The 26,938-nt window shown below is 66.3% G+C and carries 24 protein-coding genes, 1 tRNA gene and 1 riboswitch; of the genes, 15 read left to right on the top strand and 10 right to left on the bottom strand.

From position 1 onward, the window contains the following. Positions 1–126 precede the first annotated feature (126 nt). From bioC to bioB, 6 genes are read right to left on the bottom strand one after another with little or no spacing between them, the layout of a single operon-like run. Positions 127–918 (bottom strand): malonyl-ACP O-methyltransferase BioC, encoded by a 792-nt coding sequence (bioC, locus tag KUW17_RS16235; protein WP_222480997.1) that lies wholly within the window; start codon positions 916–918, stop codon positions 127–129. Continuing rightward, entirely contained in the window at positions 918–1,532 is a 615-nt protein-coding gene (locus KUW17_RS16230) for a pimeloyl-ACP methyl esterase BioG family protein (RefSeq protein ID WP_222480995.1), read from the bottom strand. The genes bioC and KUW17_RS16230 overlap by 1 nt, the downstream gene beginning before the upstream one ends. A gap of 3 nt (positions 1,533–1,535) precedes the next feature. After that, positions 1,536–2,834, bottom strand: a complete 1,299-nt coding sequence (gene bioA, locus KUW17_RS16225; RefSeq protein ID WP_222480994.1) for an adenosylmethionine--8-amino-7-oxononanoate transaminase — start codon at positions 2,832–2,834, stop codon at positions 1,536–1,538. Next, the gene (gene bioD / locus KUW17_RS16220) at positions 2,831–3,457 is read right to left on the bottom strand and encodes a dethiobiotin synthase (protein ID WP_222480991.1); all 627 of its coding nucleotides are present in this window, start codon (positions 3,455–3,457) and stop codon (positions 2,831–2,833) included. The genes bioA and bioD overlap by 4 nt, the downstream gene beginning before the upstream one ends. Then, positions 3,454–4,593, bottom strand: a complete 1,140-nt coding sequence (locus tag KUW17_RS16215; RefSeq protein WP_222480989.1) for an 8-amino-7-oxononanoate synthase — start codon at positions 4,591–4,593, stop codon at positions 3,454–3,456. Before KUW17_RS16215 ends, bioD begins: the two co-directional genes overlap by 4 nt. Next, positions 4,593–5,570 carry a biotin synthase BioB gene (gene bioB, locus KUW17_RS16210; protein WP_019294655.1) on the bottom strand — a complete coding sequence of 326 codons (978 nt, stop codon included), beginning with the start codon at positions 5,568–5,570 and terminating at the stop codon, positions 4,593–4,595. The genes KUW17_RS16215 and bioB overlap by 1 nt, the downstream gene beginning before the upstream one ends. A 213-nt stretch (positions 5,571–5,783) precedes the next feature. Further along, positions 5,784–5,912: riboswitch (TPP riboswitch) on the top strand. 139 nt (positions 5,913–6,051) lie between these two features. Between bioB and thiC the strand changes: the two genes are divergently transcribed. The 8 genes from thiC to KUW17_RS16170 all read left to right on the top strand — a co-directional run bounded on the left by thiC (position 6,052) and on the right by KUW17_RS16170 (position 13,511). Beyond that, a complete protein-coding gene (thiC, locus tag KUW17_RS16205; protein WP_222480987.1) occupies positions 6,052–7,866 on the top strand; it encodes a phosphomethylpyrimidine synthase ThiC in 1,815 nt (604 codons plus the stop codon). Beyond that, a complete protein-coding gene (locus tag KUW17_RS16200; RefSeq protein ID WP_222480986.1) occupies positions 7,863–8,831 on the top strand; it encodes an FAD-dependent oxidoreductase in 969 nt (322 codons plus the stop codon). Before thiC ends, KUW17_RS16200 begins: the two co-directional genes overlap by 4 nt. After that, positions 8,800–8,997 (top strand): sulfur carrier protein ThiS, encoded by a 198-nt coding sequence (gene thiS, locus KUW17_RS16195; RefSeq protein WP_222480984.1) that lies wholly within the window; start codon positions 8,800–8,802, stop codon positions 8,995–8,997. The genes KUW17_RS16200 and thiS overlap by 32 nt, the downstream gene beginning before the upstream one ends. A gap of 1 nt (position 8,998) precedes the next feature. Beyond that, complete coding sequence (locus KUW17_RS16190; RefSeq protein ID WP_222480982.1) at positions 8,999–9,766, top strand: thiazole synthase; 768 nt, start codon at positions 8,999–9,001, stop codon at positions 9,764–9,766. Then, positions 9,766–10,371: a thiamine phosphate synthase gene (locus KUW17_RS16185; protein ID WP_222480980.1), complete on the top strand. Its 606-nt coding sequence runs from the start codon at positions 9,766–9,768 to the stop codon at positions 10,369–10,371. Before KUW17_RS16190 ends, KUW17_RS16185 begins: the two co-directional genes overlap by 1 nt. Beyond that, positions 10,368–11,336, top strand: a complete 969-nt coding sequence (locus KUW17_RS16180) for a HesA/MoeB/ThiF family protein (protein WP_222480978.1) — start codon at positions 10,368–10,370, stop codon at positions 11,334–11,336. Before KUW17_RS16185 ends, KUW17_RS16180 begins: the two co-directional genes overlap by 4 nt. After that, positions 11,333–12,037: a hydroxymethylpyrimidine/phosphomethylpyrimidine kinase gene (locus KUW17_RS16175; RefSeq protein ID WP_222480976.1), complete on the top strand. Its 705-nt coding sequence runs from the start codon at positions 11,333–11,335 to the stop codon at positions 12,035–12,037. The genes KUW17_RS16180 and KUW17_RS16175 overlap by 4 nt, the downstream gene beginning before the upstream one ends. Before the next feature lie 115 nt (positions 12,038–12,152). Then, positions 12,153–13,511 carry an amidase gene (locus tag KUW17_RS16170; RefSeq protein WP_222480974.1) on the top strand — a complete coding sequence of 453 codons (1,359 nt, stop codon included), beginning with the start codon at positions 12,153–12,155 and terminating at the stop codon, positions 13,509–13,511. A gap of 6 nt (positions 13,512–13,517) precedes the next feature. Here the strand turns inward: KUW17_RS16170 and KUW17_RS16165 are convergent, their stop codons facing one another. Continuing rightward, a complete protein-coding gene (locus KUW17_RS16165) occupies positions 13,518–14,507 on the bottom strand; it encodes a hypothetical protein (protein ID WP_222480972.1) in 990 nt (329 codons plus the stop codon). A 166-nt stretch (positions 14,508–14,673) separates the two neighbouring features. On the opposite strand from KUW17_RS16165, the gene KUW17_RS16160 reads away from it, so the two are divergent. From KUW17_RS16160 to KUW17_RS16150, 3 genes are all read left to right on the top strand, one after another. Next, positions 14,674–15,165 (top strand): hypothetical protein, encoded by a 492-nt coding sequence (locus KUW17_RS16160; RefSeq protein WP_222480970.1) that lies wholly within the window; start codon positions 14,674–14,676, stop codon positions 15,163–15,165. Positions 15,166–15,376: 211 nt separating this feature from the next. Continuing rightward, positions 15,377–15,452 (top strand) — tRNA-Thr (locus tag KUW17_RS16155). Between the two features lie 338 nt (positions 15,453–15,790). Further along, positions 15,791–17,083, top strand: coding sequence for an O-acetylhomoserine aminocarboxypropyltransferase/cysteine synthase family protein (locus KUW17_RS16150; protein WP_222480968.1), 1,293 nt, complete (start codon positions 15,791–15,793; stop codon positions 17,081–17,083). A gap of 52 nt (positions 17,084–17,135) precedes the next feature. Here the strand turns inward: KUW17_RS16150 and KUW17_RS16145 are convergent, their stop codons facing one another. Further along, positions 17,136–17,867, bottom strand: coding sequence for an SIMPL domain-containing protein (locus KUW17_RS16145; RefSeq protein WP_222480967.1), 732 nt, complete (start codon positions 17,865–17,867; stop codon positions 17,136–17,138). Between the two features lie 176 nt (positions 17,868–18,043). Between KUW17_RS16145 and KUW17_RS16140 the strand changes: the two genes are divergently transcribed. Next, on the top strand, positions 18,044–20,632 hold the full coding sequence (locus KUW17_RS16140; protein ID WP_222480964.1) for a hypothetical protein: 2,589 nt from the start codon (positions 18,044–18,046) through the stop codon (positions 20,630–20,632). A gap of 254 nt (positions 20,633–20,886) precedes the next feature. Here the strand turns inward: KUW17_RS16140 and hppD are convergent, their stop codons facing one another. After that, positions 20,887–21,987 carry a 4-hydroxyphenylpyruvate dioxygenase gene (hppD, locus tag KUW17_RS16135; RefSeq protein ID WP_222480962.1) on the bottom strand — a complete coding sequence of 367 codons (1,101 nt, stop codon included), beginning with the start codon at positions 21,985–21,987 and terminating at the stop codon, positions 20,887–20,889. Positions 21,988–22,138: 151 nt separating this feature from the next. Here hppD and KUW17_RS16130 point away from each other — a divergent pair, with 151 nt between their 5' ends. The 3 genes from KUW17_RS16130 (at position 22,139) to KUW17_RS16120 (ending at position 25,862) form a co-directional block, all read left to right on the top strand. Beyond that, complete coding sequence (locus KUW17_RS16130) at positions 22,139–22,594, top strand: Lrp/AsnC family transcriptional regulator (RefSeq protein ID WP_222480960.1); 456 nt, start codon at positions 22,139–22,141, stop codon at positions 22,592–22,594. Between the two features lie 67 nt (positions 22,595–22,661). After that, the gene (locus KUW17_RS16125) at positions 22,662–23,882 is read left to right on the top strand and encodes a PAS domain-containing protein (protein ID WP_222480958.1); all 1,221 of its coding nucleotides are present in this window, start codon (positions 22,662–22,664) and stop codon (positions 23,880–23,882) included. 90 nt (positions 23,883–23,972) lie between these two features. After that, complete coding sequence (locus tag KUW17_RS16120) at positions 23,973–25,862, top strand: monovalent cation:proton antiporter-2 (CPA2) family protein (protein WP_222480956.1); 1,890 nt, start codon at positions 23,973–23,975, stop codon at positions 25,860–25,862. A gap of 56 nt (positions 25,863–25,918) precedes the next feature. On the opposite strand, the gene cobT is transcribed toward KUW17_RS16120, so the two are convergent. Next, entirely contained in the window at positions 25,919–26,935 is a 1,017-nt protein-coding gene (gene cobT, locus KUW17_RS16115; RefSeq protein WP_222480954.1) for a nicotinate-nucleotide--dimethylbenzimidazole phosphoribosyltransferase, read from the bottom strand. Positions 26,936–26,938: the final 3 nt, after the last annotated feature.

The following is a 26,938-nucleotide window of genomic DNA, read 5'->3' as shown; positions in this document are numbered from 1 at the left end:
CGCCTCGGCGCAGCTCCGGGACCCGGGATAGCAGGCGGGAGTTGACAAAGATTAACGCCGCCCCGGAACCGCAGCCCGGCCGGACAGGAAAAAACCTAAAACTTGCGCAAAGCGCGCTGGCTTTGCTCAGGCGGCCTTGCGGGCCACCAGCAGCACAGGATCATAGGTCAGCGGCAGAATGCCGTTGCGGCCGAAACGCGCGCGGTAGGCCTCTTCGAACTCCCGCAGACGCCGGCGGCTCCAGTTTTGCTGGGCATGGCCGTTCACACCGGTCTGGCGCAGGTGCTTCAGCAAGTGCATAGCAGAGCTGAACTCCAGCACCACCGGGCGCTGTGTAATCTGAAGGATTTCCATGCCGTGCGGCAGGACCGCCGGCCATTCATCCGCGTCCAGATAGCTGGGGGCCGCAGCGGCGGAACCCAGCGCCGCAAGCTCGCGGAACTGGCCGCGGCCGAAGCCTGAGAGCGCCAGCCAGCCGCCCGGTTTCAGATGCGCTGCCAGCCGCGCGGCCAAGCCGGCCAAATCCGGGATCCACTGCACGGTAGAGGCAGAGGCGATCAGATCCAGCTCTTGCGGCAGCGGCAGGATTTCGATCGGGCCGCCCGCGAACCGGGCCTGCGCCGGGGCTGTGCCATCCAGCGCCTGCAGCACCTGTGCGGCTTCCGGCACCAGGTCATTCAGGATCAGGCTGTCCGCCTGGAACCGCTGCAGCAGCTGCCGCGTCAGATGGCCGGTGCCGCACCCGAACTCCAGGACGCTGGCGAAGCGCCGCGGCGCGCCTTGCTGCTGCAGCATCGCGGCCAGCTGGCCGGCAATATCCGCCTGCACGGAGGCCGAGCCGTGATAACTCTCCAGCCCGCGCCGAAAACTCTGGCGCACGCGGGACTGATCCAGATGCGGGGGCTGCATATCCTTCATCAGAACAGCTCCTCCCACTGGGCAAACCGGTCAAACGGCGCATGCGGCGCATCCAGATGCGACACGTTCTGCCCGGCCCAGGCGCGGGCCAGATTGGCGGGCGGAAAAATCTTGTCGCCGGAGCTGATCCAGACCCGGCTGAACCGCATCTGCGGCGCGTCTCCGCGGCGCTCAACCGCCAGCAGCTCGGCCCGCCGCGCCTCCACGTCCAGCGCCTCGGCCTCTTGCGGGGCGCCGAACACGCGGGCCAGGAACTGCTGATAGCTTTCCAGGCTCAGGGTCTCCACGGTGCGGCGGAACACGGCGGGCGGAATGCCCGCGCTGCGGTTCACCGGCTGCAGGCTGCCGTTTACTGCCACTTTGCGGGCAAAGGGGTCGGGGCGTCCCTGCTGCCAATGGGCATATGAGGCGACGCCGAACGACCAGGCCAGCAGGCTGACCCGCCCGTAACCGGACAGATCCGGCAGCTCCGCGTCCAGACGCGTGTAATCACTGGCAAACAGGATGTCCTGCGGGCCATCCAGGTGCCAGAACACCTCCGGCCCCACAGCCCAGCCGCCGAAGACCACGATGGCCTCGGCTGCACTGTCCTGTTTGAGCCAGCGGAACTCCATGTTCTACAGCTCCCGCGCCAGCCGCAGCATGCCTGCGGTGATTTCGCTCAGCTGCTCCGGCGCCGTGATGAAGGGCGGCATGGTGTAGATGTTGGTGCCGAACGGGCGCAGGAACACGCCCATGTCATGCGCCCGGGCATGCGCCTCGTCGGCTGAGACGCGGTGCTTCATCTCTATGACGCCGATGGCGCCCAGCACCCGCACGTCCGCCACATTCGGCAGATCGCGCGCCGGGGCCAGTTCGGCCTGCATCTGTTCGCCGATTGCCGCCACCGTGCCGCGCCAGTCCTGCCCCGTGAGCAGGTCCAGCGACGCCTTGGCCGCGGCACAGGCCAGCGGGTTGCCCATATAGGTCGGCCCGTGCATGAACAGCCCGGGGTTGCCGCCGCCGATGCCTTCCGCCACGCGGTCGTTGGTCATGGTGCAGGCGAAAGAGATATGGCCGCCGGTCAGCCCCTTGCCGAGGCAGATGATGTCCGGCTCGACACTGCAGAAATTGGTTGCGAACAGCTCGCCTGTGCGGCCGAAGCCGGTGGCGATCTCGTCGAAGATCAGGAGGATGCCCAGCTCATCGCACAAGCGCCGTGCCTGATTGAGATATTCGGGGTGATAGAAATACATCCCGCCGGTGCCCTGCACCACGGGCTCCAGGATGAAGGCGGCGATCCTCTCGGCGTTGGCCTCCAGCACTGCCCGCAGCTCGCCCAGGCCGTTCTGCGCCGGGTCGTCATTCCAGTCCTGATGAATGCGGATCGGCGGGCGGGAGACGAAGTGCTGCACGCTCAGCGCGCCCTGGAACAGGTGGTGCATGCCGGTATCCGGGTCGCAGACGCTCATCGCCTTCCAGGTGTCGCCGTGATAGCCGGAGCGGATGGTGGCAAATTCCTTGCGCCCCGCCTGGCCGATAGCGTGCTGGTATTGCACCGCCATCTTCATCGCCACCTCCACCGAGACCGATCCAGAGTCGCAATAGAAGATGCGGGTAAGGCTTTCGGGCGTGATCTCCAAGAGCTTGCGGCCCAGGTCGATGGCCGGGTCATGGGTCAGCCCGCCGAACATCACATGCGGCAGGGTGTCGAGCTGGTCGTGGATTGCCTTGGTGATCGCCGGGTTCTTGTGGCCGTGCATCATGCACCACCAGGACGACATGGCGTCGATCAGCCGGGTGCCGTCGTCCAGGGTGATGTACATACCTTCGCTTTCCTTCACCACGAAGGTCGGGCCGGGCTTGGCGACATTGGTGTAGGGATGCCAGAGATGCTGCTGGTCAAACTCCAGCTGGGTGAGGTCTGCGGCACTCATGCCAGCGCCTCCTTGATCAGATCCACCCGGATGCTGGCCTGAAAGGCCACGGCCAGCGCGTCAGAGGTCAGCTCGCCCAGCACCGGCAGCCGCCCCAGGTGCGCCGCCTGGCCGAATTGGCAGATGGTTTCCTCCACCGCCGGTTCCGCGTCACCGATGAAGGCCACGCCGACCACCGGGCAGCCCGCATCGCGCAGCGCTTTCAGCGACAGCAGCGTGTGGTTGATCGTGCCCAGCTGGGTCCGGGCGCAGAGGATCACCGGCGCGCCCCAGCGGGCAAACAGATCGAGATACAGCACCTTGCGGTTCAGCGGCACCATCAGCCCGCCTGCGCCTTCGGCCACCAGCACGCCGTCAACCTCGGGCAAGGGCAGCGCATCCGGGTCGATCTCCACGCCTTCGGCCTCTGCCGACAGATGCGGCGAGGCGGGCAGCTGCAGCAGATAGCCTTCCGGCAGCGCCGGGCGGCCCGACAGGCGGGCCACGGTCTGGCTGTCGGTCTCGTCCTCCAGCCCCGATTGCACCGGCTTCCAATAGGTGGCGCCCAGCGCCTGCACCAGGCCGGCCGAGAAGATGGTCTTGCCGATGCCGGTATCGGTTCCGGTCACGATCAGCGCGTTCATGGGGTTGTCTCCATTTCCCGGGCGAGGTCTTCGAACATCTGGGTGATGACCTCTGCCCCCGTGTTCAACGTGATCGACAGCCGCAGCCGCGAGGTGCCGCGCGGCACTGTCGGCGGGCGGATGCCGCGGATGTCATAACCATGGCCTTGCATCCGCGAAGCCAGCGCCATGGTGCGCTTGTCATCGCCGATCACCACCGGCAGGATCTGGCTTTGGAACCCTTCCAGCCCGCACAGGCGCTTGGCCTCGCCTTGCGCATGGGTAATTCCCTGCCACGCCTGTTCGCGGCGGCCCGGGTTCTGCTGAAGTTCCTGCAAGGCCGCCCGCACCAGCGCCGCGTTCAGCGGCGACGGCGCGGTGGCAAAGATGAACCCGCGCGCCTTGTTGATCAGCGTCTCGATCAGCACCCGCTGACCGCAGATCAACGCGCCCGAGGCGCCCAGCGCCTTGCCGCAGGTGTGTAAGGAAAGAACGTTGGGGCGGCGGGCGATTTCATGCGCCAGCCCGCAGCCCAGGTCGCCGAACACGCCGGAAGAATGCGCCTCATCCACCACCAGCACGGCGCCCTCTGCATCCGCCAGCGCCAACAGCGCCTCCAGCGGGGCGAGGTCTCCATCCATGGAGTAGACCGCCTCAACCGCGATCCAGACCTGGCCTGAACCGCCTGACGAGCGCCAGTCCTTCAGCACCCGTGCCGCGTCCTCCGCATCGCTGTGTGCAAAGCTGCGGGTCTCTGCCCGGCCCAGCCGCATCCCGTCATGGGTGCTGGCATGGATCAGCGCATCATAGAGCACCAGATCGCCCTGCTGCGGCAGGGTGGAGAAGATCGCCTGATTGGCGTTGAAACCGCCACCCATGAACAACGCGGCCTCAGTGCCGAAGAATTCAGCCGCCTCAGCTTCCAGACGCTGGTGTTCCGCGTCATTGCCGCGCAAGAGGCGCGAGCCGCCCGCCCCCACCGGCACCCCGCGCGCCAGCGCGTCTGCGGCGGCCGCGCGCAGCACATCGCTGCCCGCCAGCCCGAGGTAGTCGTTGGAGGCAAAGTCATACCCGTCCCGCGGCATCAGCTGCCGGTAGCGCCCGCGCGTGCGCAGCGCTTCCAGCGATTTCTCATGCCTCGGGAAGGCGCCCGCCATTAGCGGCTGCCGTCGCAGCCTGCCGCCATCGCGGTGATGCCCAGACGGTCGAACAGCTGCTGGTCCTTGTCCTCTTCGGGGTTGTCCGCGGTCAGCAGCGTGTCGCCCACAAAGATCGAGTTGGCACCGGCAAAGAAGCACATCGCCTGCATCTCGTCCGACATATCTGTGCGGCCCGCGGACAGGCGCACATGCGATTTCGGCATTAGGATGCGGGCCAGCGCCACGGAACGCACGAATTCGATCGGGTCCAGCTTCTCGACATTGGCCAGCGGCGTGTCGGCGATCGGGATCAGCATGTTGACCGGCACCGAATCCGGATGCACCTCCAGCGTGGCCAGCGCCAGCATCATGTCGATACGGTCGAGCTGCTTTTCCCCCATGCCGACGATGCCGCCGGAGCAGACCTTGATGCCCGCTTCGCGCACCCGGTTCAGGGTGTCGATACGGTCGGCAAAGGTGCGGGTGGTGATGATTTCGGAGTAGTAGCGCTCCGAGGTGTCGATGTTGTGATTGTAGTAGTCGAGACCGGCATCGCGCAGGCGGAACACCTGTTCCTCGTCCAGCATGCCCAGGGTCATGCAGGTTTCCATGCCCAGGTCCTTGACGCCCTGCACCATCGCCTCCAGCGCCGCCATGTCGCGGTCCTTGGGCGAGCGCCAGGCGGCGCCCATGCAGTAACGGGTGGCGCCGCCTTCCTTGGCTTTTTTGGCCTCGGCGATCACCCGCTGCACCTCGATCAGCTTGGAGGCCGAGAGCTGCGCGCCGTTGCGGGCCGACTGGGAGCAATAGGCGCAGTCCTCGGCACAGCCGCCGGTCTTGATGCTGAGGAGCTTGGATTTCTGCACCTGGTTGGGGTCGAAATACTGCCGGTGCACGGTATGCGCCTGAAACAGCAAGTCCATGAAAGGTTTGTTATAAATCGCTTCCGCTTCCTCGCGGGTCCAGTCGGTGCGGATGGGTGCAGCGTCCAGCATGCTGTCTCCTGTTCTCTATACCTGTTGGCCATGCGCGGATGGCGCTTCCGGTTTTTATAGATAATTTTGCAGCCCCCGATCAAGCATCAAAGCTGCGCTGCAGCGATTTGCCCCAATACCGCGCCAATAAGGCCAATACAGAATTGATATTAATACCAAAAAATAATCTACAAAGATTCCGGTTGACGCAAACCCCGCACCTCCCCTAGCCCTATAGGCACGCAGGGGAGTCCCGCCCAAGGGACTGAGAGGCGTCATGGTACGGGGCATCCCGGACCGGCGGCGCGACCCTTTGAACCTGACCCAGTTGATACTGGCGTAGGAAGCTAGAAGCATGGCGCGGCGCCCCCGGCGGCAACCCGTGTTTCGAACAGGCAGCATGCGTGCACCGGCCGTACACCGGCTGTACACCCCCCCTGCCCGTTTTCCTCCGTCCCGGCTCAATTGGTGTTTTTGAACCGAAGGCCCGGAGGAACACCAGATGAACGTCCCCAACCCCAAGATCACCACGGGCGCATTGCCCGCATCGCGCAAGATCTACGTCAGCGGCGAGGTCCATGAGGACATCCGCGTGCCGATGCGCGAGATCTCCACCCACCCCACCGCGGGCGAGGCGCCGCTGCCGGTCTATGACAGCTCCGGCCCCTATACCGACCCGGATGTGCTGACCGACATCCGCCAGGGCCTGCCGCAGCTGCGCCGCCAGTGGATCGAGGCGCGGGGCGATGTCGAGAGCTACCAGGGCCGCGACGTGAAGCCGGAGGACAACGGGTTTGTCGAAGGCGACCGTCTGACGCCGGAGTTCCCGGTGAAGCCCGCCCCGTTGCGCGGCAAGGACGGCAAGGCGCCGACCCAGCTGGCCTATGCACGTGCGGGCATCATCACGCCGGAGATGGAGTTCGTGGCGATCCGCGAAAACCAGCTGCGCGAGCTGTCGCCCTGCCACGCGAACCGCGACGGCAATGACTTCGGCGCCAATATCCCCGACTACGTCACGCCGGAATTCGTACGCCAGGAAATCGCTGCAGGCCGTGCCATCATCCCCGCCAACATCAACCACCCGGAAATCGAGCCGATGATCATCGGCCGCAATTTCAAGGTGAAGATCAACGCCAATATGGGCACCAGCGCCGTGACCTCCTCGATGGAGGAAGAGGTCGACAAGCTGGTCTGGGCGATCCGCTGGGGCGCCGACACGGTGATGGACCTGTCCACCGGCCGCAACATCCACAACACCCGCGAATGGATCGTGCGCAACTCCCCCGTGCCGATCGGCACAGTGCCGATCTACCAGGCGCTGGAGAAGGTGAACGGCATCGCCGAGGACCTGACCTGGGAAGTGTTCCGCGACACGCTGATCGAGCAGGCGGAACAGGGCGTCGACTACTTCACCATCCATGCGGGCGTGCGTTTGCATATGGTGCCGATGACGGTGAACCGGGTGACGGGGATCGTCTCGCGCGGCGGGTCGATCATGGCCAAGTGGTGCCTGCATCACCACAAGGAGAGCTTCCTCTATGAACATTTTGAGGAAATCTGCGACATCTGCCGCCAGTATGATGTGAGCTTCTCTTTGGGCGACGGGCTGCGGCCGGGCTCCATTGCGGACGCCAATGACGAGGCGCAGTTTGCCGAGCTGGAAACCCTGGGTGAGCTGACCAAGATCGCCTGGGCCAAGGACTGCCAGGTGATGATCGAAGGGCCGGGCCATGTCGCCATGCACAAGATCAAGGAGAACATGGACAAGCAGCTGGAGTGCTGCCACGAGGCGCCGTTCTACACCCTTGGGCCGCTGACCACCGATATTGCGCCGGGCTATGACCACATCACCAGCGGCATCGGCGCGGCGATGATCGGCTGGTTCGGCTGCGCGATGCTGTGCTACGTGACGCCCAAGGAGCACCTAGGCCTGCCCGACCGCGACGACGTCAAGACCGGGGTGATCACCTACAAGATCGCGGCCCATGCCGCCGACCTCGCCAAGGGGCTGCCGGGGGCGCAGCGCCGCGACGATGCCCTCAGCCGCGCCCGGTTCGAATTCCGCTGGGAAGATCAGTTCAACCTGTCGCTGGACCCCGACACCGCGCGCGAATTTCACGACCAGACCCTGCCGAAACAGGCCCATAAGGTCGCCCATTTCTGCTCCATGTGCGGGCCGAAGTTCTGCTCCATGCGGATCAGCCACGACATCCGCTCCGAGGCGCAGAAGGAAGGCATGGAGGCAATGGCCGCCAAGTTCCGCGAGGGCGGCGAGCTGTATGTGCCTGCCGCCGAGGCTGCGGAGCCGGCGGAATGATCACCATCGCAGGGGCCGGCGTGGCCGGCCTCGCCAGCGCCTATGAGCTTGCCCGCCGGGGGCTGGCGGTGACCATCTACGAGGCCGGGGATGCGCCGGACAACAACCCTTGCTCCTGGTTCGCGGGCGGCATGCTCGCGCCCTGGTGCGAGGGCGAAACCGCCGATCCGCAGGTGGTTCGGCTGGGCGCCGGGGCCATCGCCTGGTGGCAGCAGGTGACCGAAGTGGTGAAACGCGGCACGCTGGTCGTGGCGCCGCCGCGCGACACCGCCGAGCTCACCCGCTTTGCCCGCCGCACTGAAAGCCACCGCGCAGTGGGCGCAGCTGAGATCGCGGCGCTGGAGCCGGCCCTTGCCGGGCGGTTCCAACAGGGGCTGTTCTTTGCGGAGGAAGCCCATCTCGACCCGCGCCGGGCACTGCGCGACCTTACCCGTGCAGTGCAGGATCTTGGGGTCCAGATCCGCTATGGCACCCCTGCCCCGGAACAGGTGGACGTCGATTGCCGCGGCATGGCAGCCAGCCTGCCGGGCCTGCGCCCGGTGCGCGGCGAAATGGCGGTGATCGAGGCGCCGGACATCGGGATCACCCGCACCATCCGCCTGCTGCATCCGCGCATTCCCGTCTACCTGGTGCCGCGCGGGGACGGCATCTACATGATCGGTGCCACCATGATCGAAAGCAGCTCCTGGCGGCCCATCACCGTGCGTTCGCTGCTGGAACTGCTGGGCGCCGCGTTTGCCCTGCACCCCGGGCTGGGCGAGGCCAGCGTGATCGAGACCGGTACCGGCCTGCGCCCGGCCTTTGCCGACAATGTGCCGCGGCTCAGCCACCGCGGCGACACCACCCATGTGAACGGCCTTTACCGCCACGGCTTCCTTCTGGCCCCAGCACTGGCCAAGGAACTTGCCGCCCAATTTTGTCAGGACCATAGCCATGCAGATCATTGTGAACGCCAAACCGCATGAGGTTGCGGGCGGCACCGTGGAGGCCGCACTGCAGGAACTGGGGTTTGCCAGCCCTGCGGTTGCCACCGCGCTGAACGGCAGCTTTGTGGCCCGCAGCCAGCGGGCGGTGACGCAGCTGGCCGAAGGCGACCAGCTGGAAGTGCTCGCCCCGATGCAGGGAGGCTGAGATGAGGGTTTACGGAAGTGAAATCACCTCGCGCCTGCTTTTGGGCACCGCGCAATACCCCTCACCCGCCGTTCTGGCGGAGGCGGTGAAATCCAGCGGCACGGAGATCCTCACCGTTTCCCTGCGCCGCGAGACCGCCGATGGCTCGGGTGCGGGCTTCTGGCAGGGGCTGCGGGAAACCGGCTGCCGCATCCTGCCCAATACGGCCGGCTGCCATTCGGTGCAGGAGGCCGTGACCACCGCCCAAATGGCGCGGGAGTTGTTCGATACGCCCTGGATCAAGCTGGAGGTGATCGGCCATTCCGACACGCTGCAGCCGGATGTGTTCGGGCTGGTGGAGGCGGCGCGCATCCTGTGCGGCGAGGGGTTCCAGGTGTTCCCCTATACCACCGATGATCTGGTGGTCGGGGCGAAGCTCTTGGAGGCGGGCTGCGAAGTGCTGATGCCCTGGGGCGCGCCGATCGGCTCCGGCCAGGGCCTGCGCAACCCGGATGCCTTGCGCGCGATGCGGGCGCATTTTCCGGATGTCCCGCTGATTGTGGACGCCGGCATCGGGCGCCCTTCGGACGCGGCCCAGGCGATGGAGCTGGGCATGGACGCGGTGCTGCTGAACACTGCCGTGGCCAAGGCCGGCGACCCTGCCGGGATGGCCCGGGCAATGGCGCTGGCGGTTGAGGCAGGCCGTGCCGGCTTTGCTGCCGATCCGATGGAGCGGCGCGACATGGCGGTGCCCTCAACCCCGGTTCTGGGAATGGCGGAGTTTGCATGATGGAACGGTTTTATTTGATTGCCGGTCATGTCGGCCGTCTGGAGCTGCTGGTTCCTCAAGGCGCCAAACTGGTGCAGCTGCGCATCAAGGACCAGCCGGAGGCCGAGGTGCGCCGCCAGATCGCCCGGGCGCGGGATTTCTGCGCGGTGCATGATGCGCAGCTGGTGGTCAATGACTATTGGCAGGCGGCGCTGGATCTGAACTGCGGCTTTGTGCACCTGGGGCAGGAGGACATGGACAGTGCCGACTTTGCCGCGCTGCGCCGCAAGGGGGTCCGCTTTGGCCTGTCGACCCATGACGAGGCGGAGCTGGACCGCGCCTTGTCCCTTGGGCCGGAGTATGTGGCGCTGGGTCCGGTCTATCCGACGCTCCTGAAGAAGATGAAATGGGGGCCGCAGGGGCTGGAGCGGGTGACGCGCTGGAAGCAAATGGCAGGCGATGTGCCGCTGGTGGCCATCGGCGGGCTGACGCCGGAGCGGCTGCCGGGGGTCTTTGCAGCGGGCGCCGACAGCGCTGCGGTGGTGACAGACATCCAGATAGCCGATGATCCTGAGGCCCGCACCCGCGAATGGGTGGAGGCTTGCCGGATCCGGGAGGACGCATGAGCCGCTATGCGCGCCAGATGATCCTGCCGGAGGTCGGTGCAGAGGGCCAGGCACGCCTCGCCCGCGCCCATGTGCTGGTGGTAGGCGCCGGGGGGCTTGGCTGTCCGGTGCTGCAATACCTGGGCGGCGCGGGTGTCGGGCGGATCACGGTGATGGATGGCGACGTGGTGGAGGAGAGCAACCTGCACCGGCAGGTGCTCTATTCCACCGCAGACATCGGTTTGCCCAAGGCGGAGGCGGCCCGGCAGCACCTGCTGGCGGCCAATCCGGACCTACAGGTCACAGCGCAGGCCCGGCGCCTTGACGCAGCTAACGCGGAGCAGATTGTGGCGGACGCCGATCTGGTGGTAGATGCGGCGGACAGTTTTGCGGTAACTTATATCCTCTCGGACGAGTGCCTGAGGCAGGGCAAGGCGCTGATTTCGGCCTCTGCGCTTGGGCAGTCGGGCTATGCCGGGGGCTTCTGCGGCGGCGCGCCGTCGCTGCGGGCGGTGTTCCCGGACCTGCCCGCACAGGCCGCAACCTGCGCAACCGCCGGTGTGATGGGGCCTGTGGTGGGCATGGTCGGCGCCCTGCAGGCGCAACTGGCGCTGAAGGCGCTGCTGGATCACCGGCCCTCGCCACTGGGGCAGCTGTTTGTTTTCCGGCTGGAGGATTTGCAGGTTAGTTCCTTCCGCTTTGACGAAGCCGAGGAGCCGGAGGGTGCCCTGCCATTCATCGCTGCCAGCCACATCACGGCCCAGGACACGGTGATCGAGCTGCGTGACACCACGGAGGCGCCTGAGTTGCCGGTGCCGCAGGCCCTGCGGATCGCCCGCGCGGATCTGCCCGCCGCGGGTCTGCCGCGCGAAGGGCGGGTCGTGCTGTGCTGCCGCAGCGGGCTGCGGGCCTGGGGCGCGGCGCAGGATCTGCGGCAAGCGGGGTACAGCGATCTGGCCCTGCTCGCCGCAGGGAACAGCGCATGACGGTGATCCTGGCCATTGGCGGCACCGACAGCAGCGGCGGTGCGGGGCTGACACGGGATACGGCAATGGCCGCAGAGCTGGCCGTTACGGTCCGTCCGGTGGTGACAGCCGTCACCGTGCAGACAGATGCGGCGGTTCTGGGTGTTCACCCCTGCCCGCCCACGGCTGTGGCAGAACAGGTCCACGCTGCCCTGGCAACAGCCCCGGCGCCGGGAGCCGTCAAGATCGGCATGCTTGGCTCTGCTGAGGCGGCAGAGGCTGTGGGCCTTGCCCTGCCAGCCGGGCTGCCCATTGTGCTGGACCCGGTTCTGAAGGCCAGTTCCGGCGGCACGCTGATGGACGCGGACGGGTTTGGCACCTTGCTGCGCCGCGCGGCGCTGGTCACGCCCAATCTGGCGGAGCTGGAAGTGCTGGCAGGCGTCGGCGGCTCAATTGAAGTGAAGGCTGCGGCGCTGCTGGCCCAAGGCGTGCAGGCTGTGCTGGTCAAGGGCGGGCACGGAACCGGCACCGAGTGCACCGACCTGCTGTTCACACAGGACGGCGCTGTCATTCCCCTTGCGGCGCAGCGGCTGCCGGTTTCAAAACGCGGCACTGGATGCAGCCTTGCCACCGCCGCCGCCTGCCATCTGGCGCAGGGCGCCGCTCTGCCGGATGCTTGCAGCAAGGCCAAAGATGCCGTGCACCGCTGGCTGCGCCGCTGACCGCGGCAAGGTCGCTGGCAGGCGGTTTTCAGGCCGGTTTCAGGACGGAGCTGAGCGGGCAGGCTCCCTAGGGTCGCGGCAGCACCGCTGCCACCTCGACCCGGAGACCCGCCGCATGACCGATATCACCGCGCTCACCGCCGAATCGATGGCCGCCAAGCTGCGTGCGCGGGAGCTAAGCGCGCGGGAGGTGCTGGCGGCCCACAAGGCGCAGACCGAGGCGCGGGAGGGCACGGTTAACGCTTTCATCACACTGGATTGGGCAGCGGCTGAGGCGCGGGCTGCGGAGCTGGATGCGATGGCCGCACGCGGGGAATTTGCCGGGCCGCTGCATGGGCTGCCAGTAGCCATCAAGGATTGCTTCGAAACCGAGGGCCTGCGCACCACCTGGGGCTCGCGGAGCTTTGAATCACATGTGCCGGATCACGACGCGCTGCATGTGGCCCGGCTGCGCGCAGCCGGTGCGGTGATTACCGGCAAGACCAATACACCAGAGTTCACGCTGTCCGGCCAGACAACCAATCTGGTCGCGGGCACCACCCGCAACCCGCTGGCCCCCCAGAAATCGGTAGCAGGCAGTTCCGGCGGCGCGGCGGCAGCGCTGGCGGCAGGCATGGCGGCGCTGGCCGATGGTTCCGACCTTGGCGGCAGCACCCGCACGCCCGCCGCCTGGTGCGGCGTCGTGGGGATGCGCCCGACCTCCGGCCTGATCCCCTATGGCCCGAACCCGGCGCCCTTTGACGGGCTGTCGGTGCCGGGGTCGATGGCGCGGACAGTGCGGGACCTGGTGCTGATGCTGGAGGTGATGCAGGGCAATGCGGCCTGCCAGCCGCTGGGCTTCTGGCAGGCGCTGCCGCGGCTGGCGGACCTGGAACAGCCTCCTGCCCCGCGTTCTGGCCGGGTGGCGCTGTCGCTAGCGCCGTTCGGGGCCAGCGTGGAGCGGTCGGTGCTGGCCGCGATTGCCCCGGTTGAAAGGCTTTGCCAGGACATGGGCTGGCAAGTGGCAGAAGACGCACCGCCGCTGGAGCCGCTCATGGCGCATGGCGATATCATCCGCGGCCAATGCGCGCTTCAGATCCGTGCGGCGCTGGCGCCGGACATGGCGCTGGCTGGCGAAAGCTACCGCACCGCCTGTGCCCAGGCCGAAGGGCGCGGCCTGACGGAGCTGATTGCCTATCAGACAACCCGCGCCCGGGTCTGGACGGACGTAACCGCATTCTTTGAACGCTATGACTTCGCCCTCTGGCCCACCGCCACAGGCATGCCGTTTTCCGCGGACCTGCGCGACGGAGAGATCACCGAGGACTGGTGCACGGTGACGCTGACGCCGCCGATGGAGCTGCCCTCAATCTCGATCCCCTTTGGTCAATCCGCTGACGGGATGCCGGCCGGGCTGCATATCACCGGGCCGAAAGGATCGGATGCGCGGCTGCTGCAGTTTGCCCGCGGCATCGAGCGGGCGCTTCAGGGCTGACCCGCCTCAGCGCATCCAGAAGCCTTCTGATTTGATCCGGTTGCGGATCGCCTGCTCGCGCCGGGGCAGGTTTTCGCGGTCGAACAGCGCCCGCACTTTCTCGCCGCGGCCCTGGTAGACCATGCGCTTGATCGGCTCGTAGCCCTTCAGCACCTTCTTGATCCGGTTCGGCGCGGCAACCTCGTGCAGCACCTCCACCACCCGGTCGCTTTCGCGCGCATAAAGCAGCGGGAACAACCGGTAATGGCAGCTGGTTTCGCCGTCGAGATAGCCTGCCGGAAGCGCATCCCGGCCGCCGCCGAAGGAATGGATCACCAGGGGCAGCACGATCTGGTCCAGCCAGGGGTCCAGGCTTTGGCCCGCCAGTTCCGGCGGCGGGTCGTTCCGGACCGATTGCGCATAGACCAGGAACCGCTTGCCGAAGGCCCGCGGGCAGGCGCCATAGAAGAAGCCCGCATTGAAGTAGAGGTAGCGCTTCCAGTATTCATCCGGCTGGCTGAAGTCGAGGCTGGCCTGGAAATCGAGGCCGAAGCGGGAATACAGCGCCTGCCAGATCCCGGCGTAGCCCGGCCCGTAAAGCGTCGGCTTGGGCCAGGTGCCCTCCACCCTGAGGGACGCCGAGGGGCGGGAGAAATCAAACGGAACCTCCGCCAGTTCGCCGGTGATCAGCGTGTCGGTGTCAAAGAACACAAACCGCTCGCCCTGCGGCAGCGCCTGCAGCGCTTCGATCTTGTTGCCATAGGGGTAAGCCGCCCCGAACACCGTGCTGTCGAACGGCAGGATCTCCGCGCCCAGATCCGCAAGCGCCTGCAGGACATCCTGATTGCGGATGCCGGGGTCCTTGTCCCACAGCGGGCCCGGCTGCGGCACCGCCACAAACAGGCGGCCGGCAAACCCCGGGGAACACTGGCGCAGCGACGCGGCAAACAGCAGCGCCTCGTACTGCAGCCGGCCAGATTGGCCGACAACCATCACGTTGAAGGGGGCATTTGCCATTGTTTTCCCCGTTTTCCGTCTCTGCCGGGCGGTTAGGACTGCTGTTAAGGGTGCGGGCAGACCTGCCTGCTACGGTAGCTATAAGCCGGCAGGATGCCGCGCAACAGGCCATTGGGACATTCGGGCGGCCCTGTGACGCATAGGGCGCCGCAAGCGGAGACAGATTATGATTGATGTGATCCTGGCGATCATCGCGGCTGCGGCGCAGCCCGGGGCGGACAGCAGCGCACCGGAAGCCGCGGCGGCGGCACCCGAACCAGCACCTGCGCAAACCGCACTGGCGGCAGAGCCGCAGGAGGCCACCGGCCGCTTCACCACCGCGCTGGAAGTGAAGCCGATCCTGGCCGCCACCCACGGCAACTGGATCCACGTGCGCGAATTCGACGGCCAGGACCTGCTCTATGTGACCCATCTGTGGTCCTGGCGCTGCGGCCTGGCGCAGGTCAAGCTGGGGGTGAACGGACAGGCGCCGGAAATCTGGCCGCTGCCGGACTGCCACCTGGAGGAAGGCTTTCCCAACATGATCAAGGAAGAAGACGGCCTGCCCTACCGCAGCTATCCGCTGGGCTCGATCCAGCAGGTTTCTGTCGAGGTGACCTATGACGACCTGAGCCGCGAAAGCCTGACCTTCGGTCGCAACGGCCAGCCCCTGCAGTGAGCCTGACCGGCCCCCGGATCCGGCCCGAGGCTGGCGGCTGAAGTTGCCGGAAACTTCGCCGCAATGCCGCGCAAGCATATCCGGGACCAGCCCCTTTGGGCACCGGCCATTTGCGCGGCGGCCACGCGTGCCAGCCAGCCTGTTCCTTTGCTGAAAAAGACCTCTTGCGAGGGACCCGCGAAGGATGCTAAGCGCGGTTCCACAGCTAAGTGCCCCTATAGCTCAGCTGGTAGAGCAACTGATTTGTAATCAGTAGGTCCGCGGTTCGAGTCCGTGTGGGGGCACCACTACTTCAGCTAAAGCATTGGTTTTACTCCAGCTTTTTGCACATGCAAGGAGCCGTAGACCATGTCGGAGACCATTTCGCCTGCGTTCACTTTCGTGAAGGATGGCGTCTTCTACTTCAGCCGCCGCATCCCCTAAGCCCCCAAATGTCAGGGCCCCATCCGCGCCTCGCGCGCAGAGACACTCCAATACCCGGCTTTCGCAACCCGGAGAGCGCAGGCGCCGCAAGGCGGCGGGCGGCGGGCGGCAGGGTTTCGCTGCGGCATTCGCGCGATTGCCTTCCGGACCCAGCCATGCTGTGGTGCGCGCGAAACAGAAGAGCTTTCAGGGAGACCCACTGATGACCGACGCCCCGTCCTATGGTTTTGACACCTTGCAGATCCACGCCGGCGCCAAACCGGATCCGGCCACTGGCGCGCGGCAGACGCCGATCTATCAGAGCACCGCTTACGTCTTCCGCGATGCCGAGCACGCGGCGGCGCTGTTCAACCTGCAGGAAGTCGGCTTCATCTATTCCCGCCTGACCAACCCCACCGTTGCGGTGCTGCAGGAGCGGCTGGCGACGCTGGAGGGCGGTGTTGGCGCGGTCTGCTGCTCCTCCGGCCATGCGGCGCAGATCATGGCGCTGTTCCCGCTGATGGGGCCGGGCTGCAACGTGGTCGCCTCGACCCGCCTTTATGGCGGCACCGTCACCCAGTTCAGCCAGACCATCAAGCGCTTCGGCTGGTCGGCGAAATTCGTCGACACCGATGACCTGGAGGCGGTCAAGGCGGCGATCGACGAAAACACCCGCGCGGTGTTCTGCGAATCCGTGGCCAACCCCGGCGGCTACGTGACCGACATCCGGGCGCTAGCGGATATCAGCGATGGCGCCGGCATCCCGCTGATCGTCGACAACACCTCTGCCACGCCCTACCTGTGCCGCCCGATCGAGCACGGCGCGACGCTGGTGGTGCATTCAACCACCAAATACCTGACCGGCAACGGCACCGTGACCGGCGGCTGCATCGTCGACAGCGGCAAGTTCGACTGGTCGGCAAATGACAAGTTCCCGTCCCTGTCGGCGCCGGAACCGGCCTATCACGGGCTCAAGTTCCATGAGACCTTCGGCCCGCTGGCCTTTACCTTCCACGGCATTGCCATCGGCCTGCGCGACCTGGGCATGACGATGAACCCGCAGGCGGCGCATTACACGCTGCTGGGCGTCGAGACCCTGTCCCTGCGAATGCAGCGTCATTGCGAGAACGCCCGCAAGGTTGCCGAATGGCTCGAGAATGACGACCGGATCGACTATGTGACCTATGCAGGCCTGCCGTCCTCGCCCTATTACGAGCGCGCCAGCGAGCTCTATCCCAAGGGCACCGGCGGGCTGTTCACCTTTGCGGTCAAGGGCGGCTATGAGGCCTGCATCAAGCTGGTGGACTCGCTGGAAATCTTCAGCCATGTGGCCAACCTCGGCGACACCCGCTCGCTGATCATCCACTCGGCCTCCACCACCCACCGGCAGCTGACGCCGGAACAGCAGGAAGCCGCGGGCGCCAGCCCCAACGTGGTGCGCGTGTCGATCGGGATCGAAGATGCGGACGATTTGATCCGCGATCTTGACCAGGCATTGGCCAAGGCCTGCGGCTGAAACGCTGCAGCCCTATGAAATGACTGGCCGGGCGCCCTGCCCGGCCTTTTTGCTATTCGCTGCTCTCGCCGCCCGGCACGGACATGTCGAACACCACCGAGACATTGTGCGTGAAGGTCAGCTCCCCCGCTTCGATCGGCATCGACTCCTGGCGCGCCATGTCCATTGCCATCATCGGCCGCGGCCCGCCGCCGCCGCCGTGCTCGCTGATCGAGCGCACCGGTCCCAGCTCCATGCCGGCTGCTTCCGCCAGCTGCTGCGCCTTGCGGATCGCATCCTTGACCGCCTCGCCGCGGATCCTGCCGGTGACCGCCGAGGGGTCCTCGACACCAAAGTTCAGACCCTGAAACCGGTTGGCGCCGGCGGCCAGCACCTTGTCCAGCACCGGTCCCAGACCATCCAGATCGCGCACCCGCACCATCAGCGTGTTCGACGCCTCGAAACCGGTGATCTCGCGCCGCCCGCCGCTGTCGTAAGAGCGGTCCTGCGACCAGACGGGGTGCATGGAAATCTGTTGGGTCTGCATGTCCTCTGCTGCGATGCCGGCATCCTTGAGCCGGGCAATCACTGCTGTCATGGCGTCAGACACCGCGGCCATGGCGGCGGCGGCTTCCCCGGCCTCCTCCGTCACGCCCAGGGTGATGGTGGCCAGTTCAGGCGCCACCTGCAGGGTGCTTTCGCCGGTGACCGTGATCTGCCGCGGGGCTGCTGCTTCGCTTGCTGCCAGGGCGCCTGCGCTCATCGACAGCATCAGGGCGGCGGCCAGAAGTTTCTTTGCTTTCATCCTAAAAAGCTCCTTTTCGAATGCCTTTTACATGGGGACGGCAATCCGCCGCCCGCAAGGCCGGCCGCCCGTCTTTTCCTTTAACTCGGCAGGTTCCTGCTTTAAGGTCCGCGGCAAAACACCGGGCACGCCAGACAGCCCCGGGCAGTATGGATTTGGATGGTTTGACCCAAAGCATGAAACCGGCCTTTGCTCTTTCGCTTTCCGCTGACGGGATCGCTCTGATCCACCGTGCCAAGGACGGCTGGAGGAGCGTCGGCAGCACGCCGTTTGACACCGAGGATCTGCCCGCCGCACTGGCGGCAATGCGCGTCGATGCGCTGCGGCTGGCGCCGGACGGGATTCACAGCAAGCTGATCCTGCCGAATGACCAGATCCGCTATCTGAGCATTGAAACCGGCGATCTGCCTGCCGGCGAGCGCATCGAGGCGGCGCGGCAGGCGCTGGAAGGAGCCACGCCTTACACGGTGGATGAGCTGGCCTTTGACATCTGCGCCAACGGCGGCGTGACCCATGTGGCCGCAGTGGCGCTGGAAACGCTGGATGAGGCAGAGACATTTGCGGTCGAACACGGGTTCGGCCCGGTGAGTTTCGTCGCGGCGCCGGAAGACGGCGGATTTCAGGGCGAACCTTTCTTTGGCACCACGCGGGCGATCCGCGGCACCGAGGTGGAACCGGACGATCAGGCGGTTGAAGTGATCGGCCCCGCGGCTTTGCCCGCGCCTGGGGCTGACGCTGACACCGCGGCTGACGGTGAGACCGGGGTTGAGGGTGAAGCTGAAATCGCCACCGAAAGCAGCACATCCGCAGTCGCAGAAGCCCCGGCCGAGAGGGAACCGGCGCAGCCCGAAGCCGCACGGCAACCGGTTTCTGCCGCGGAGGAAATCGCCGAGACCTCGGCGCCGGAACCGGAGCAAGAGACCGGGCCGGACAAGACTGAGGAGTCTGCCGCCAAGGCGGCACCAGCAGCCCCGCAGACTGCGGCGCCTGCTGCGGCACCGGTAACGCTGCCGCCGGCACCGCCGCCGCCCGCCCAGGCTGCGCCGGCACCGGCGCCGGAGGCCTCGGGGTTTTCCAGCCGCCGGGCCGCGGCGCCTGAAATACGCAGCAGGATTGTGCCGCCTGCGCCCGCACCCGAAGGAAAGATCGCACCGGAGAAACCTGCTGCGGCGCTGTCCGCCGGCCTCCAGCCCGCAAATGCGCCCGGACCGGTGAAGCCGCTGGGCGCCCCGGGTGCTGACCTGGCAGAAGACAAGGCCGGGCCGCCCGCGCCGCCGCGGACAATCCCGCCAGCCCCGGCTGCCCTGCGCGCGCCGTCCCCCGCCGCCCCCGCCCCGCCGCCGGAACCGGCTGCGGACCGCAAGACCGCGGGCACCGGTAAACCGCGCTTCCTTGGCCTCGCCCTGACGGCACTGCTGCTGCTCATCCTGGCCACGGTTGCGGTCTGGGCCCTGTTCGGCGAGGACGGCTTCTTCGGCGCCGGCCCCGTGGACAACCGGGATCTGTCCCCTGCCCCGGCAATCAGCACCGGTGACGGCCAGAGCAGCGGAACCGCCGCTGCACCGTCCTCCGGGACAGGCGGGCAGCCGGAAGAAATTGCGCCGCAGGTCAGCGTGCTGGCGGATCAGCCCGACCCGGGTTTGCAGGACACCGGTGAGACCGCATTGCCGGAGGTCGAAGACAGCGCTGCGGACCCTTCAGCCGAAGATGAAGCCGCTGCCGACGGGGTAGACCTGCCGGAAGAAGGCACCGGCTCCGCCTTCCTGGACTCCGAGGCCCTGTTGCCTGGCGCGGCTGAAGATACAGCGCCAGAGCCGCTGGATGAGCTGGCCCAGGCCGCGCGCTATGCGGCCACCGGTGTCTGGCCCGTAGCGCCGGAACTGGACGATTTCCCCGCCGCAACCGGCCTTGATGAGCTCTACACCGCTTCCGTCGACCACACGGAAATCGCCGCCGACGCGGTGGCGCTGCCGCAAGCGGACTCCTTTGCCCGCGACGACGTTCCGGCCGCCATCGCCTCCCCCGCCGCGGCAGGGTCTGCGTTTGACCTTGATGCGCGCGGGCTGGTCAAGGCCACGCCCGAGGGCGCGGTGAACCCCGACGGCATCACGGTTTACCTCGGCCGCCCCAAGAAGGTGCCGCCGCGCGCGCCGGACCGCGCCGATCCGGCCGCCGAGGCGCTGGCGGAAGAGGTCGCCCGCAACCAGGTGCTGTCGCGCAAGCGGCCCAAGGCCCGGCCGGAAAACCTGGCGGAGCAGGTGGAGCGGGCCCAGAACGGCGGCCTCAGCCGGGCTGAACTGGCGAGCCTGCGCCCGCGGCAGCGCCCGGCCAGCCTGAAGCCGGCCGAAGAGGAACAGCTGCCGGTCACTGCCCAGGCCATCGCGTCCTCGGTCGTGCCGCGCGGCCGGCCTGCCAATTTCGCCAATCTGGTCGACCGCGCGCGCCGCAACGCGCAGAACCAAGTGCAGACTGCAGCCGCCGTGCCGCCCGCCGCGGCCGCCACGCCGCCGCGCATTCCGACCAGCGCATCGGTCGCGCGCCGCGCCACCGTCAGCAAGGCGCTCAACCTGCGCAAGCTGAACCTGATCGGGGTCTATGGCACCGCCTCCGACCGCCGCGCGCTGGTGCGTCTGCCCTCGGGCCGCTACAAGAAGGTGCAGGTCGGCGACCGCATCGACGGCGGCCGGGTGATCGCCATTGGCGAAAGCCAGCTGCAGTACCAGAAAGGCGGCCGCAACCGCACCCTGACCATGCCCAACGGCTAAGCTGCCGCGTTCAGGCAGCTTTGCCGCTTGCAGCTGGCTTCGCGCGCAGCTTTCTGCGCCGCTGCTCGCCCCTCAGCCACTGCCTTTGCTTATCCCCGTTAGGTCCCATGCCCCTCAGCCCCTCATGGTATCCGCCCGGGTTTGGGGAGCGGCGGCAGGTTCCCCCCTCTCCCCGCTGACGGCCAGCCGCAAAAAAGCCGGGCCTGCATGGCAGGCCCGGCGCAGTCCGGTTCTCTTCCGGTTTCCTGCAGCGCTTATTCCGCGGCCTGGATCTCACCGCTTTCGATCTGCTCGCGCTCGATCGATTCAAACAGCGCCTTGAAGTTGCCTTCGCCGAAGCCGTCGTCGCCCTTGCGCTGGATGAACTCGAAGAAGATCGGGCCGATCACGGTTTTCGAGAAGATCTGCAGCAGGATGCGGGTCTCGCCGCCGTCCACCACGCCTTCGCCGTCGATCAGGATGCCGTGTTTCTTCATGCGGTCCAGCGGCTCGTCATGGCCGTGCACCCGCTCCTTGGACAACTCGTAATAGGTGTCGTTCGGGCCGGGCATGAACTTCAGGCCCTTATCGGCAATCGCGTCGGTGCTGGCATAGATGTCCTCGGTGCCGACCGCGATGTGCTGGATGCCTTCGCCGTTGTATTTCTTGAGGTAGGACACGATCTGGCCGGTCTCGCCGCGGTCTTCGTTGATCGGGATCCGGATGCGGCCGCAGGGCGAGGTCAGCGCGCGGCTGAACAGGCCGGTGTATTTGCCCTGGATATCGAAGAAACGGATCTCCTTGAAGTTGAACAGCTCCTCGTAGAACTTGAACCACTTGTCCATGTTGCCCTTGTAGACGTTGTGGGTCAGGTGATCGAGGTAGTAGAACCCGTCGCCGCGCGGCTTGGACTGTTTCAGCCACTCGAACTCGGTGTTGTAGGGCGAAGTGTCGTAATACTGGTCGATGAAGTAGATCAGCGAACCGCCGATGCCCTTGATCGCCGGCACATCCATGACCTTGCCCGGCCCCTCATAGGCCTCGGCGCCTTTGGCAACCGCGTGCGCGAAAGCCTTCTGCGCGTCGGCAACGCGCCAGCCCATCGCCGGGGCGCAGGGGCCGTGCTCTTCCACGAATTTGGCGGCAAAGCTCTCCGGGTCGGCATTCAGGATGTAGGTGACATCCCCCTGCTGCCACAGTTCCACCAGCGGCTGGTCCTTGCGGCGGCCGACCAGCTCGTAGCCCATGCGGGCGAACAGCGCCCGCAGCTCTTCCGGCTCGGGGCTTGCGAATTCGACAAACTCAAAGCCATCGGTGCCGGCCGGGTTCTCGGGGGTGATTTCGGATCTCGGGGCGTTGTGCGGGAAAGGACCCATTGCGCGTCTCCTTCATGTCATGCGGGACAATGTGAATTCTTGAATCAAGAATACCGCATTCGCGATGCATGTTTTCCGCGTAGTTCTGCAGACAGGCCTTGAAACACGCGAGTTTCACGCGCCAAATGGTGCGGACAAGAGGAATATACGCATGCTGGATCCTACAGACACTAAATTGCTCGCATCGCTGCAGAAGAACGCCCATCTGACCGCGCAGGAACTGGGCGAGATTCTCAATCTGTCCCCCAGCCAGGCCGGGCGGCGGCGGCAGCGGCTGGAGGCAGAAGGTTACATCGAAGGCTACGCTGCCCGGCTGAACCCTGCCAAGCTGGGGCTGGCCGTGCAGGGATTCATCCAGGTGCATCTGGGCAGCCACGGGCCTGAACAATCCAAGGGATTCGCCCGCCTGGTCGCCAGCCAGCCGCAAATCACCTCCGCCTGGACCATGACCGGCGAGGCCGACTACCTGCTGCGGGTCTATTGCACCGACCTGCAGGCGCTGAACGCCCTGATCCACGACATTCTGCTGCCTCATCCCGGCGTTTCGCGTGTCCAGAGCCAGATCGTCATGGCTCAATTAAAACGCGATGCGCCGCTGCCGACTTAACCAAGCGGGAAGGAATTGGGCGTAAAGATGCGGCAACGACTACTGTAACCTAAAGTGGAATTGTTCCGTGTCATTTGTAGACCGCCGTGTCGAAACCCGCCCCTCCAGCGGGGAGGCTCCGTTTGGCCTGAACGAGGTGTTTTTTTCCAGAACCGACAGCCGCGGGGTGATCCAGGCCGGCAACTATGTGTTCCGCCGCGTCGGTGCCTACTCCTGGTCTGAGCTGATCGGCGCCCCCCACAAAGTGATCCGCCACCCGGACATGCCCAAGGGCGTGTTTTCGCTGTTCTGGGAAACCATCCAGCGCGGCGAGGCGATTGGCGCCTATGTCAAGAACAAGGCCAAGGACGGCCTGTACTACTGGGTCTTCGCCGTGGTCGTGCCCTGCCAGGACGGCTATCTGTCCGCGCGGATCAAACCCAGCAGCAAGCTGTTTGACGAGGTGCGCGGGCTTTATGCCAAAATGCTGAAGCGCGAAAAGGACGAGGGCGCCAGCCCGGAGGACAGCGCCCGGTACCTGCTCGACTGGCTGGCCGGCCAGGGCTATGAGAACTACCACCAGTTTGCCGCCCATGCCCTCAGCCAGGAGCTGATTGCCCGCGACCAGGGGCTGGGCAACCAGCCGCACGCCCGGGTCCGGGAGCTGACCAGCATGCTGAAGGACGCCGAAACCCTGGTTGAAGAAACCGAGGGCCTGATCACCGATTTCGATGCGATGCACACCATTCCCCACAATCTTCGGGTTCTGGCGTCGCGGATCGAGCCCTCCGGCGGGCCGGTGACAGTGCTGTCGCAGAACTATGGCGCCATGTCGCGGCAGATGTCGGACTGGTTTGCCGCCCACGTGATGGGCAAGAACAGCAATTTTGCCAAGATCAAGTCCTCTGTGAATGCCAGCCTGTTTGTCGAAGGCATGGCGCGGATCCTGATCGAATGCGACAACCAGCTGCAGGAAGAGCGCCGCAATATGGGCGAAGCAGACATGGAAGCGGAGCGAGACATCCTCAGCAATCTGGTGAAGGAGCAGGTGAAACGCTCCGAGGAGGGCATGAGAGAGGTGGACGGAGAAGCCTCGCGGATCACCGCGGCCTGCCAGATCATGCACCGCCATTTCCTCGGCCTCAGCTCCACCCGGGTGCTGCTCAAGATCGAAAGCGCACGGCTGACCGATTCCGGCGAAACCCTGGCGGACATCATCGACCAGCTGGGCGGCTTCCAGGAACGGATTTCGCGGCGCCTGGACCGGATCGGCAAACTCAGCGAAGAGATCAGAATGCTGGAGCAATAACCGCCCGGCAGGCGCCGTTTTGCCCGGAACATGGCGGCGCAGCCGGGAAAGCCATTGCCAAGGCCGGGGCAGGCTTGCGATACCTTTTCCATGGAAGAGTTTTTCTATCAGGCAACAATTTATCTGGCGGCCGCCGTCATCGCGGTGCCGCTGGCGGCCCGGCTCGGGCTTGGCTCGGTGCTGGGCTACCTGGCGGCGGGCATCGCTATTGGGCCGGTGCTGGGCCTGACCGGCACCGAAACCGAGGATCTGCGCCATTTCGCCGAGTTCGGCGTGGTGATGATGCTGTTCCTGATCGGCCTGGAACTGGAGCCGCGGGCGCTTTGGGCGATGCGGGACAAGCTGATCGGCCTGGGCGGCATGCAGATTACCGCCTCGACCGTTGTCCTGATGGGCGCTGCCATGGCTGCAGGAGAAACCTGGCATGTCAGCCTCGCGGTCGGCCTGGCGCTGTCGCTGTCCTCCACCGCGATCGTTTTGCAGACGCTCTCGGAGAAGGGGCTGATGCGCACCGGCGGCGGCCGCGCCGCCTTCTCGGTGCTGCTGACCCAGGACATTGCGGTGATCCCGATTCTGGCGTTTCTGCCGCTCCTAGGCAGCTACGCTATCCCCCAGTTTACCGCTGACGGCTCCATCAGCCGCGAGGGCGTGGGCGGCCATGGCGGCCACGGCTCCCTGTCTCTGGTGGAAGGGCTGCCGGGCTGGGCGGTGGCGCTGGTCACCCTCGCCGCCATCGCCTTCATCATCCTGGCAGGCATCTATCTGACACGGCCGCTGTTCCGCTTCATCCACGCCTCCAACCTGCGTGAAATGTACACTGCCCTGGCGCTGATGATTGTGGTCGGCATCTCGTTCCTGATGACCCTGGTCGGCCTGTCGCCGGCGCTCGGCGCCTTCCTCGCGGGGGTGGTGCTGGCCAACTCGGAATTCCGGCACGAGATGGAAAGCGACCTCAACCCCTTCAAGGGTCTGCTCCTGGGCCTGTTCTTCATTACCGTCGGGGCCGGCATCGACTACCGCCTGTTCCTAGCCGACCCCGGCGACCTGATCGGCCTTGCGCTCCTGGTCATCATCGCCAAGGGCGCGGTGCTGTTTGTTGTCGGCCGCGCCTTTGGCCTGCGCCGCCGCCGGCTGTGGCTGTTCACCCTCAGCCTTGCGCAGGCCGGGGAGTTCGGCTTTGTGCTGCTGGCCTTTTCCACCCAGCTCAACGTCCTGCCGGAGGCGCTGTCGGAGAAACTGCTGCTGGTGATTGCGCTGTCGATGCTGATCACCCCGCTGCTGTTCATTGCCTATGACCTGCTGTCCAAGCGCATGGGCGAGCCGCTGCAGGCGCAGGAGCCGGACGAGATCGACGAGGAAGGCCCGGTGATCATCGCGGGCATCGGGCGGTTCGGGCAGATCGTCAACCGGCTGGTGCAGGCCAGCGGCTTCAAGACCGTGGTGCTGGATCACGACATGGAGGCGGTGCAGCTGATGCGCCGTTTCGGGGTCAAGAGCTTCCTTGGCGACCCCACCCGCCCGGAGCTTCTGAAAGCCGCGGGCATCGCCAAGGCCAAGGTCTTTGTGGTGGCGCTGGATGACCCCGAGGGCGTGGTCAAGATGGTGTCCCATGTGCGCCGGTCCTACCCGGACCTGCATATCATCGCCCGCGCCAAGGACCGCAATCATGTCTATGAGCTGTACCAGGCCGGCGCCGACGACATCGTGCGCGAGCTGTTCGACAGCTCGGTCCGCGCCGGCCGCTATGTGCTGGAGAACGTCGGCCTCAGCGAATATGAGGCAGCGCAGGCGGCGCAGACTTTCTATGCCCATGACCGCCAGAACCTGCGCGACCTGGCGCAGCATTGGATGCCCGGCGTGCCCGCCAGCCAGAACCCTGCCTATATCGAACGCGCGCAGGAGCTGGAGAAGGCGATCGAAAGCGCCATCTTCGAAATGGCGGAACGCAAGCGCAAGAAATCAGCTGAAGCTGCTGAATGAGAAAAGCCCCGGCACTGGCCGGGGCTTTGTTTTGATGCGCAGGGCCAGCGGACCTATCAGCCGTCAGCCACCCCCGCCTCTGCAAATGTCGCCATGCCGCTGTGGCAGGCAATGGCGCCTTTCAGCACCTGGATTGCCAGCGCGGCGCCGGAGGCCTCGCCCAGCCGCAGGCCGAGCGACAGCAGCGGCTGCTTGCCCAGTTTAGCCAGCAAGGCGCTGTGCGCGCCCTCAGCGCTCTGATGGCCTGCCACCGCGTGGTCCAGCGCCCCATCGGAAGTCTGCAGCAGGCAGGCGGCGGCAGCGCAGCAGATGAAGCCGTCCAGGATCACCGGGATGCGCAGCACGCGGGCCGCAGCAATGGCGCCCGCCATGGCGGCAATCTCGCGCCCGCCCAGGCAGGCCAGCGCGTCCAGCCCGTCGCGGACCGCATCACGGTGCAGGGCAACGCCTTCGGCCACCACACGGGTCTTGTTGGCAAGGCCCGCGTCGTCCACACCGGTGCCGCGCCCGGTCCAGTCCGCCGCTTCGCCGCCGAACAGCGCACAGGCCAGCGCCGCGGCGGGGGTGGTGTTGCCGATGCCCATTTCGCCGACCACCAGCAGGTCCGCGCTCGGGTCCACCGCGTCCCAGCCGGTCTGCAGCGCCGCCAGCAGCTCGTCCTGGCGCATCGCGGCGCCTTTAGTGAAATCGGCAGTCGGGTGGTCCAGTTCCAGCGCATGCACATCCATGCGGGCGCCCGCCAGCTTGGCCAGCTGGTTGATCGCGGCACCGCCATGCTCGAAGTTGATCACCATCTGCGCGGTGACCTCGGGCGGGAAGGCGGATACGCCCTGCGCGGTCACACCGTGGTTGCCGGCAAAGACAATCACCTGCGGCGCGGCGATCTGGGGCCGCGCGCTGCCGCGCCAGCCGCCGTACCACACTGCCAGGTCCTCCAGCCGCCCCAGCGCGCCCGGCGGCTTGGTCAGCTGCCCGTTGCGCTCGGCGGCGCCATCCAGCGCCGTCTGGTCCTGCGCGGGCGCGCCAGCCAGTGCGGCGCGGAAATCATCAAGGGAAGAAAGCTGTGGCAGCATGGG

It is taken from the genome of Leisingera aquaemixtae (assembly GCF_019801145.1).
GTDB classification, from domain to species: Bacteria; Pseudomonadota; Alphaproteobacteria; order Rhodobacterales; family Rhodobacteraceae; genus Leisingera; species Leisingera aquaemixtae_A.
Note: the sequence above shows the minus strand (reverse complement) of the source record. Positions and strands in the feature narration are given on the sequence as shown.

Bases quoted from the DNA above. Each gene is read 5' to 3' on its own strand.
- KUW17_RS16160 (WP_222480970.1), top strand. From the start codon at position 14,674: ATGATTGATGTGATCCTGGCGATCATCGCGGCTGCGGCGCAGCCCGGG.
- KUW17_RS16170 (WP_222480974.1), top strand. From the start codon at position 12,153: ATGACCGATATCACCGCGCTCACCGCCGAATCGATGGCCGCCAAGCTG.
- KUW17_RS16200 (WP_222480986.1), top strand. From the start codon at position 7,863: ATGATCACCATCGCAGGGGCCGGCGTGGCCGGCCTCGCCAGCGCCTAT.
- bioA (WP_222480994.1), bottom strand. From the start codon at position 2,834: ATGAGTGCCGCAGACCTCACCCAGCTGGAGTTTGACCAGCAGCATCTC.
- KUW17_RS16150 (WP_222480968.1), top strand. From the start codon at position 15,791: ATGACCGACGCCCCGTCCTATGGTTTTGACACCTTGCAGATCCACGCC.
- KUW17_RS16145 (WP_222480967.1), bottom strand. From the start codon at position 17,867: ATGAAAGCAAAGAAACTTCTGGCCGCCGCCCTGATGCTGTCGATGAGC.
- bioD (WP_222480991.1), bottom strand. From the start codon at position 3,457: ATGAACGCGCTGATCGTGACCGGAACCGATACCGGCATCGGCAAGACC.
- KUW17_RS16180 (WP_222480978.1), top strand. From the start codon at position 10,368: ATGAGCCGCTATGCGCGCCAGATGATCCTGCCGGAGGTCGGTGCAGAG.
- hppD (WP_222480962.1), bottom strand. From the start codon at position 21,987: ATGGGTCCTTTCCCGCACAACGCCCCGAGATCCGAAATCACCCCCGAG.
- thiS (WP_222480984.1), top strand. From the start codon at position 8,800: ATGCAGATCATTGTGAACGCCAAACCGCATGAGGTTGCGGGCGGCACC.
- KUW17_RS16185 (WP_222480980.1), top strand. From the start codon at position 9,766: ATGGAACGGTTTTATTTGATTGCCGGTCATGTCGGCCGTCTGGAGCTG.
- KUW17_RS16165 (WP_222480972.1), bottom strand. From the start codon at position 14,507: ATGGCAAATGCCCCCTTCAACGTGATGGTTGTCGGCCAATCTGGCCGG.
- KUW17_RS16120 (WP_222480956.1), top strand. From the start codon at position 23,973: ATGGAAGAGTTTTTCTATCAGGCAACAATTTATCTGGCGGCCGCCGTC.
- KUW17_RS16190 (WP_222480982.1), top strand. From the start codon at position 8,999: ATGAGGGTTTACGGAAGTGAAATCACCTCGCGCCTGCTTTTGGGCACC.
- KUW17_RS16215 (WP_222480989.1), bottom strand. From the start codon at position 4,593: ATGGCGGGCGCCTTCCCGAGGCATGAGAAATCGCTGGAAGCGCTGCGC.
- KUW17_RS16140 (WP_222480964.1), top strand. From the start codon at position 18,044: ATGAAACCGGCCTTTGCTCTTTCGCTTTCCGCTGACGGGATCGCTCTG.
- thiC (WP_222480987.1), top strand. From the start codon at position 6,052: ATGAACGTCCCCAACCCCAAGATCACCACGGGCGCATTGCCCGCATCG.
- KUW17_RS16230 (WP_222480995.1), bottom strand. From the start codon at position 1,532: ATGGAGTTCCGCTGGCTCAAACAGGACAGTGCAGCCGAGGCCATCGTG.
- cobT (WP_222480954.1), bottom strand. From the start codon at position 26,935: ATGCTGCCACAGCTTTCTTCCCTTGATGATTTCCGCGCCGCACTGGCT.
- KUW17_RS16175 (WP_222480976.1), top strand. From the start codon at position 11,333: ATGACGGTGATCCTGGCCATTGGCGGCACCGACAGCAGCGGCGGTGCG.
- KUW17_RS16130 (WP_222480960.1), top strand. From the start codon at position 22,139: ATGCTGGATCCTACAGACACTAAATTGCTCGCATCGCTGCAGAAGAAC.
- bioC (WP_222480997.1), bottom strand. From the start codon at position 918: ATGAAGGATATGCAGCCCCCGCATCTGGATCAGTCCCGCGTGCGCCAG.
- bioB (WP_019294655.1), bottom strand. From the start codon at position 5,570: ATGCTGGACGCTGCACCCATCCGCACCGACTGGACCCGCGAGGAAGCG.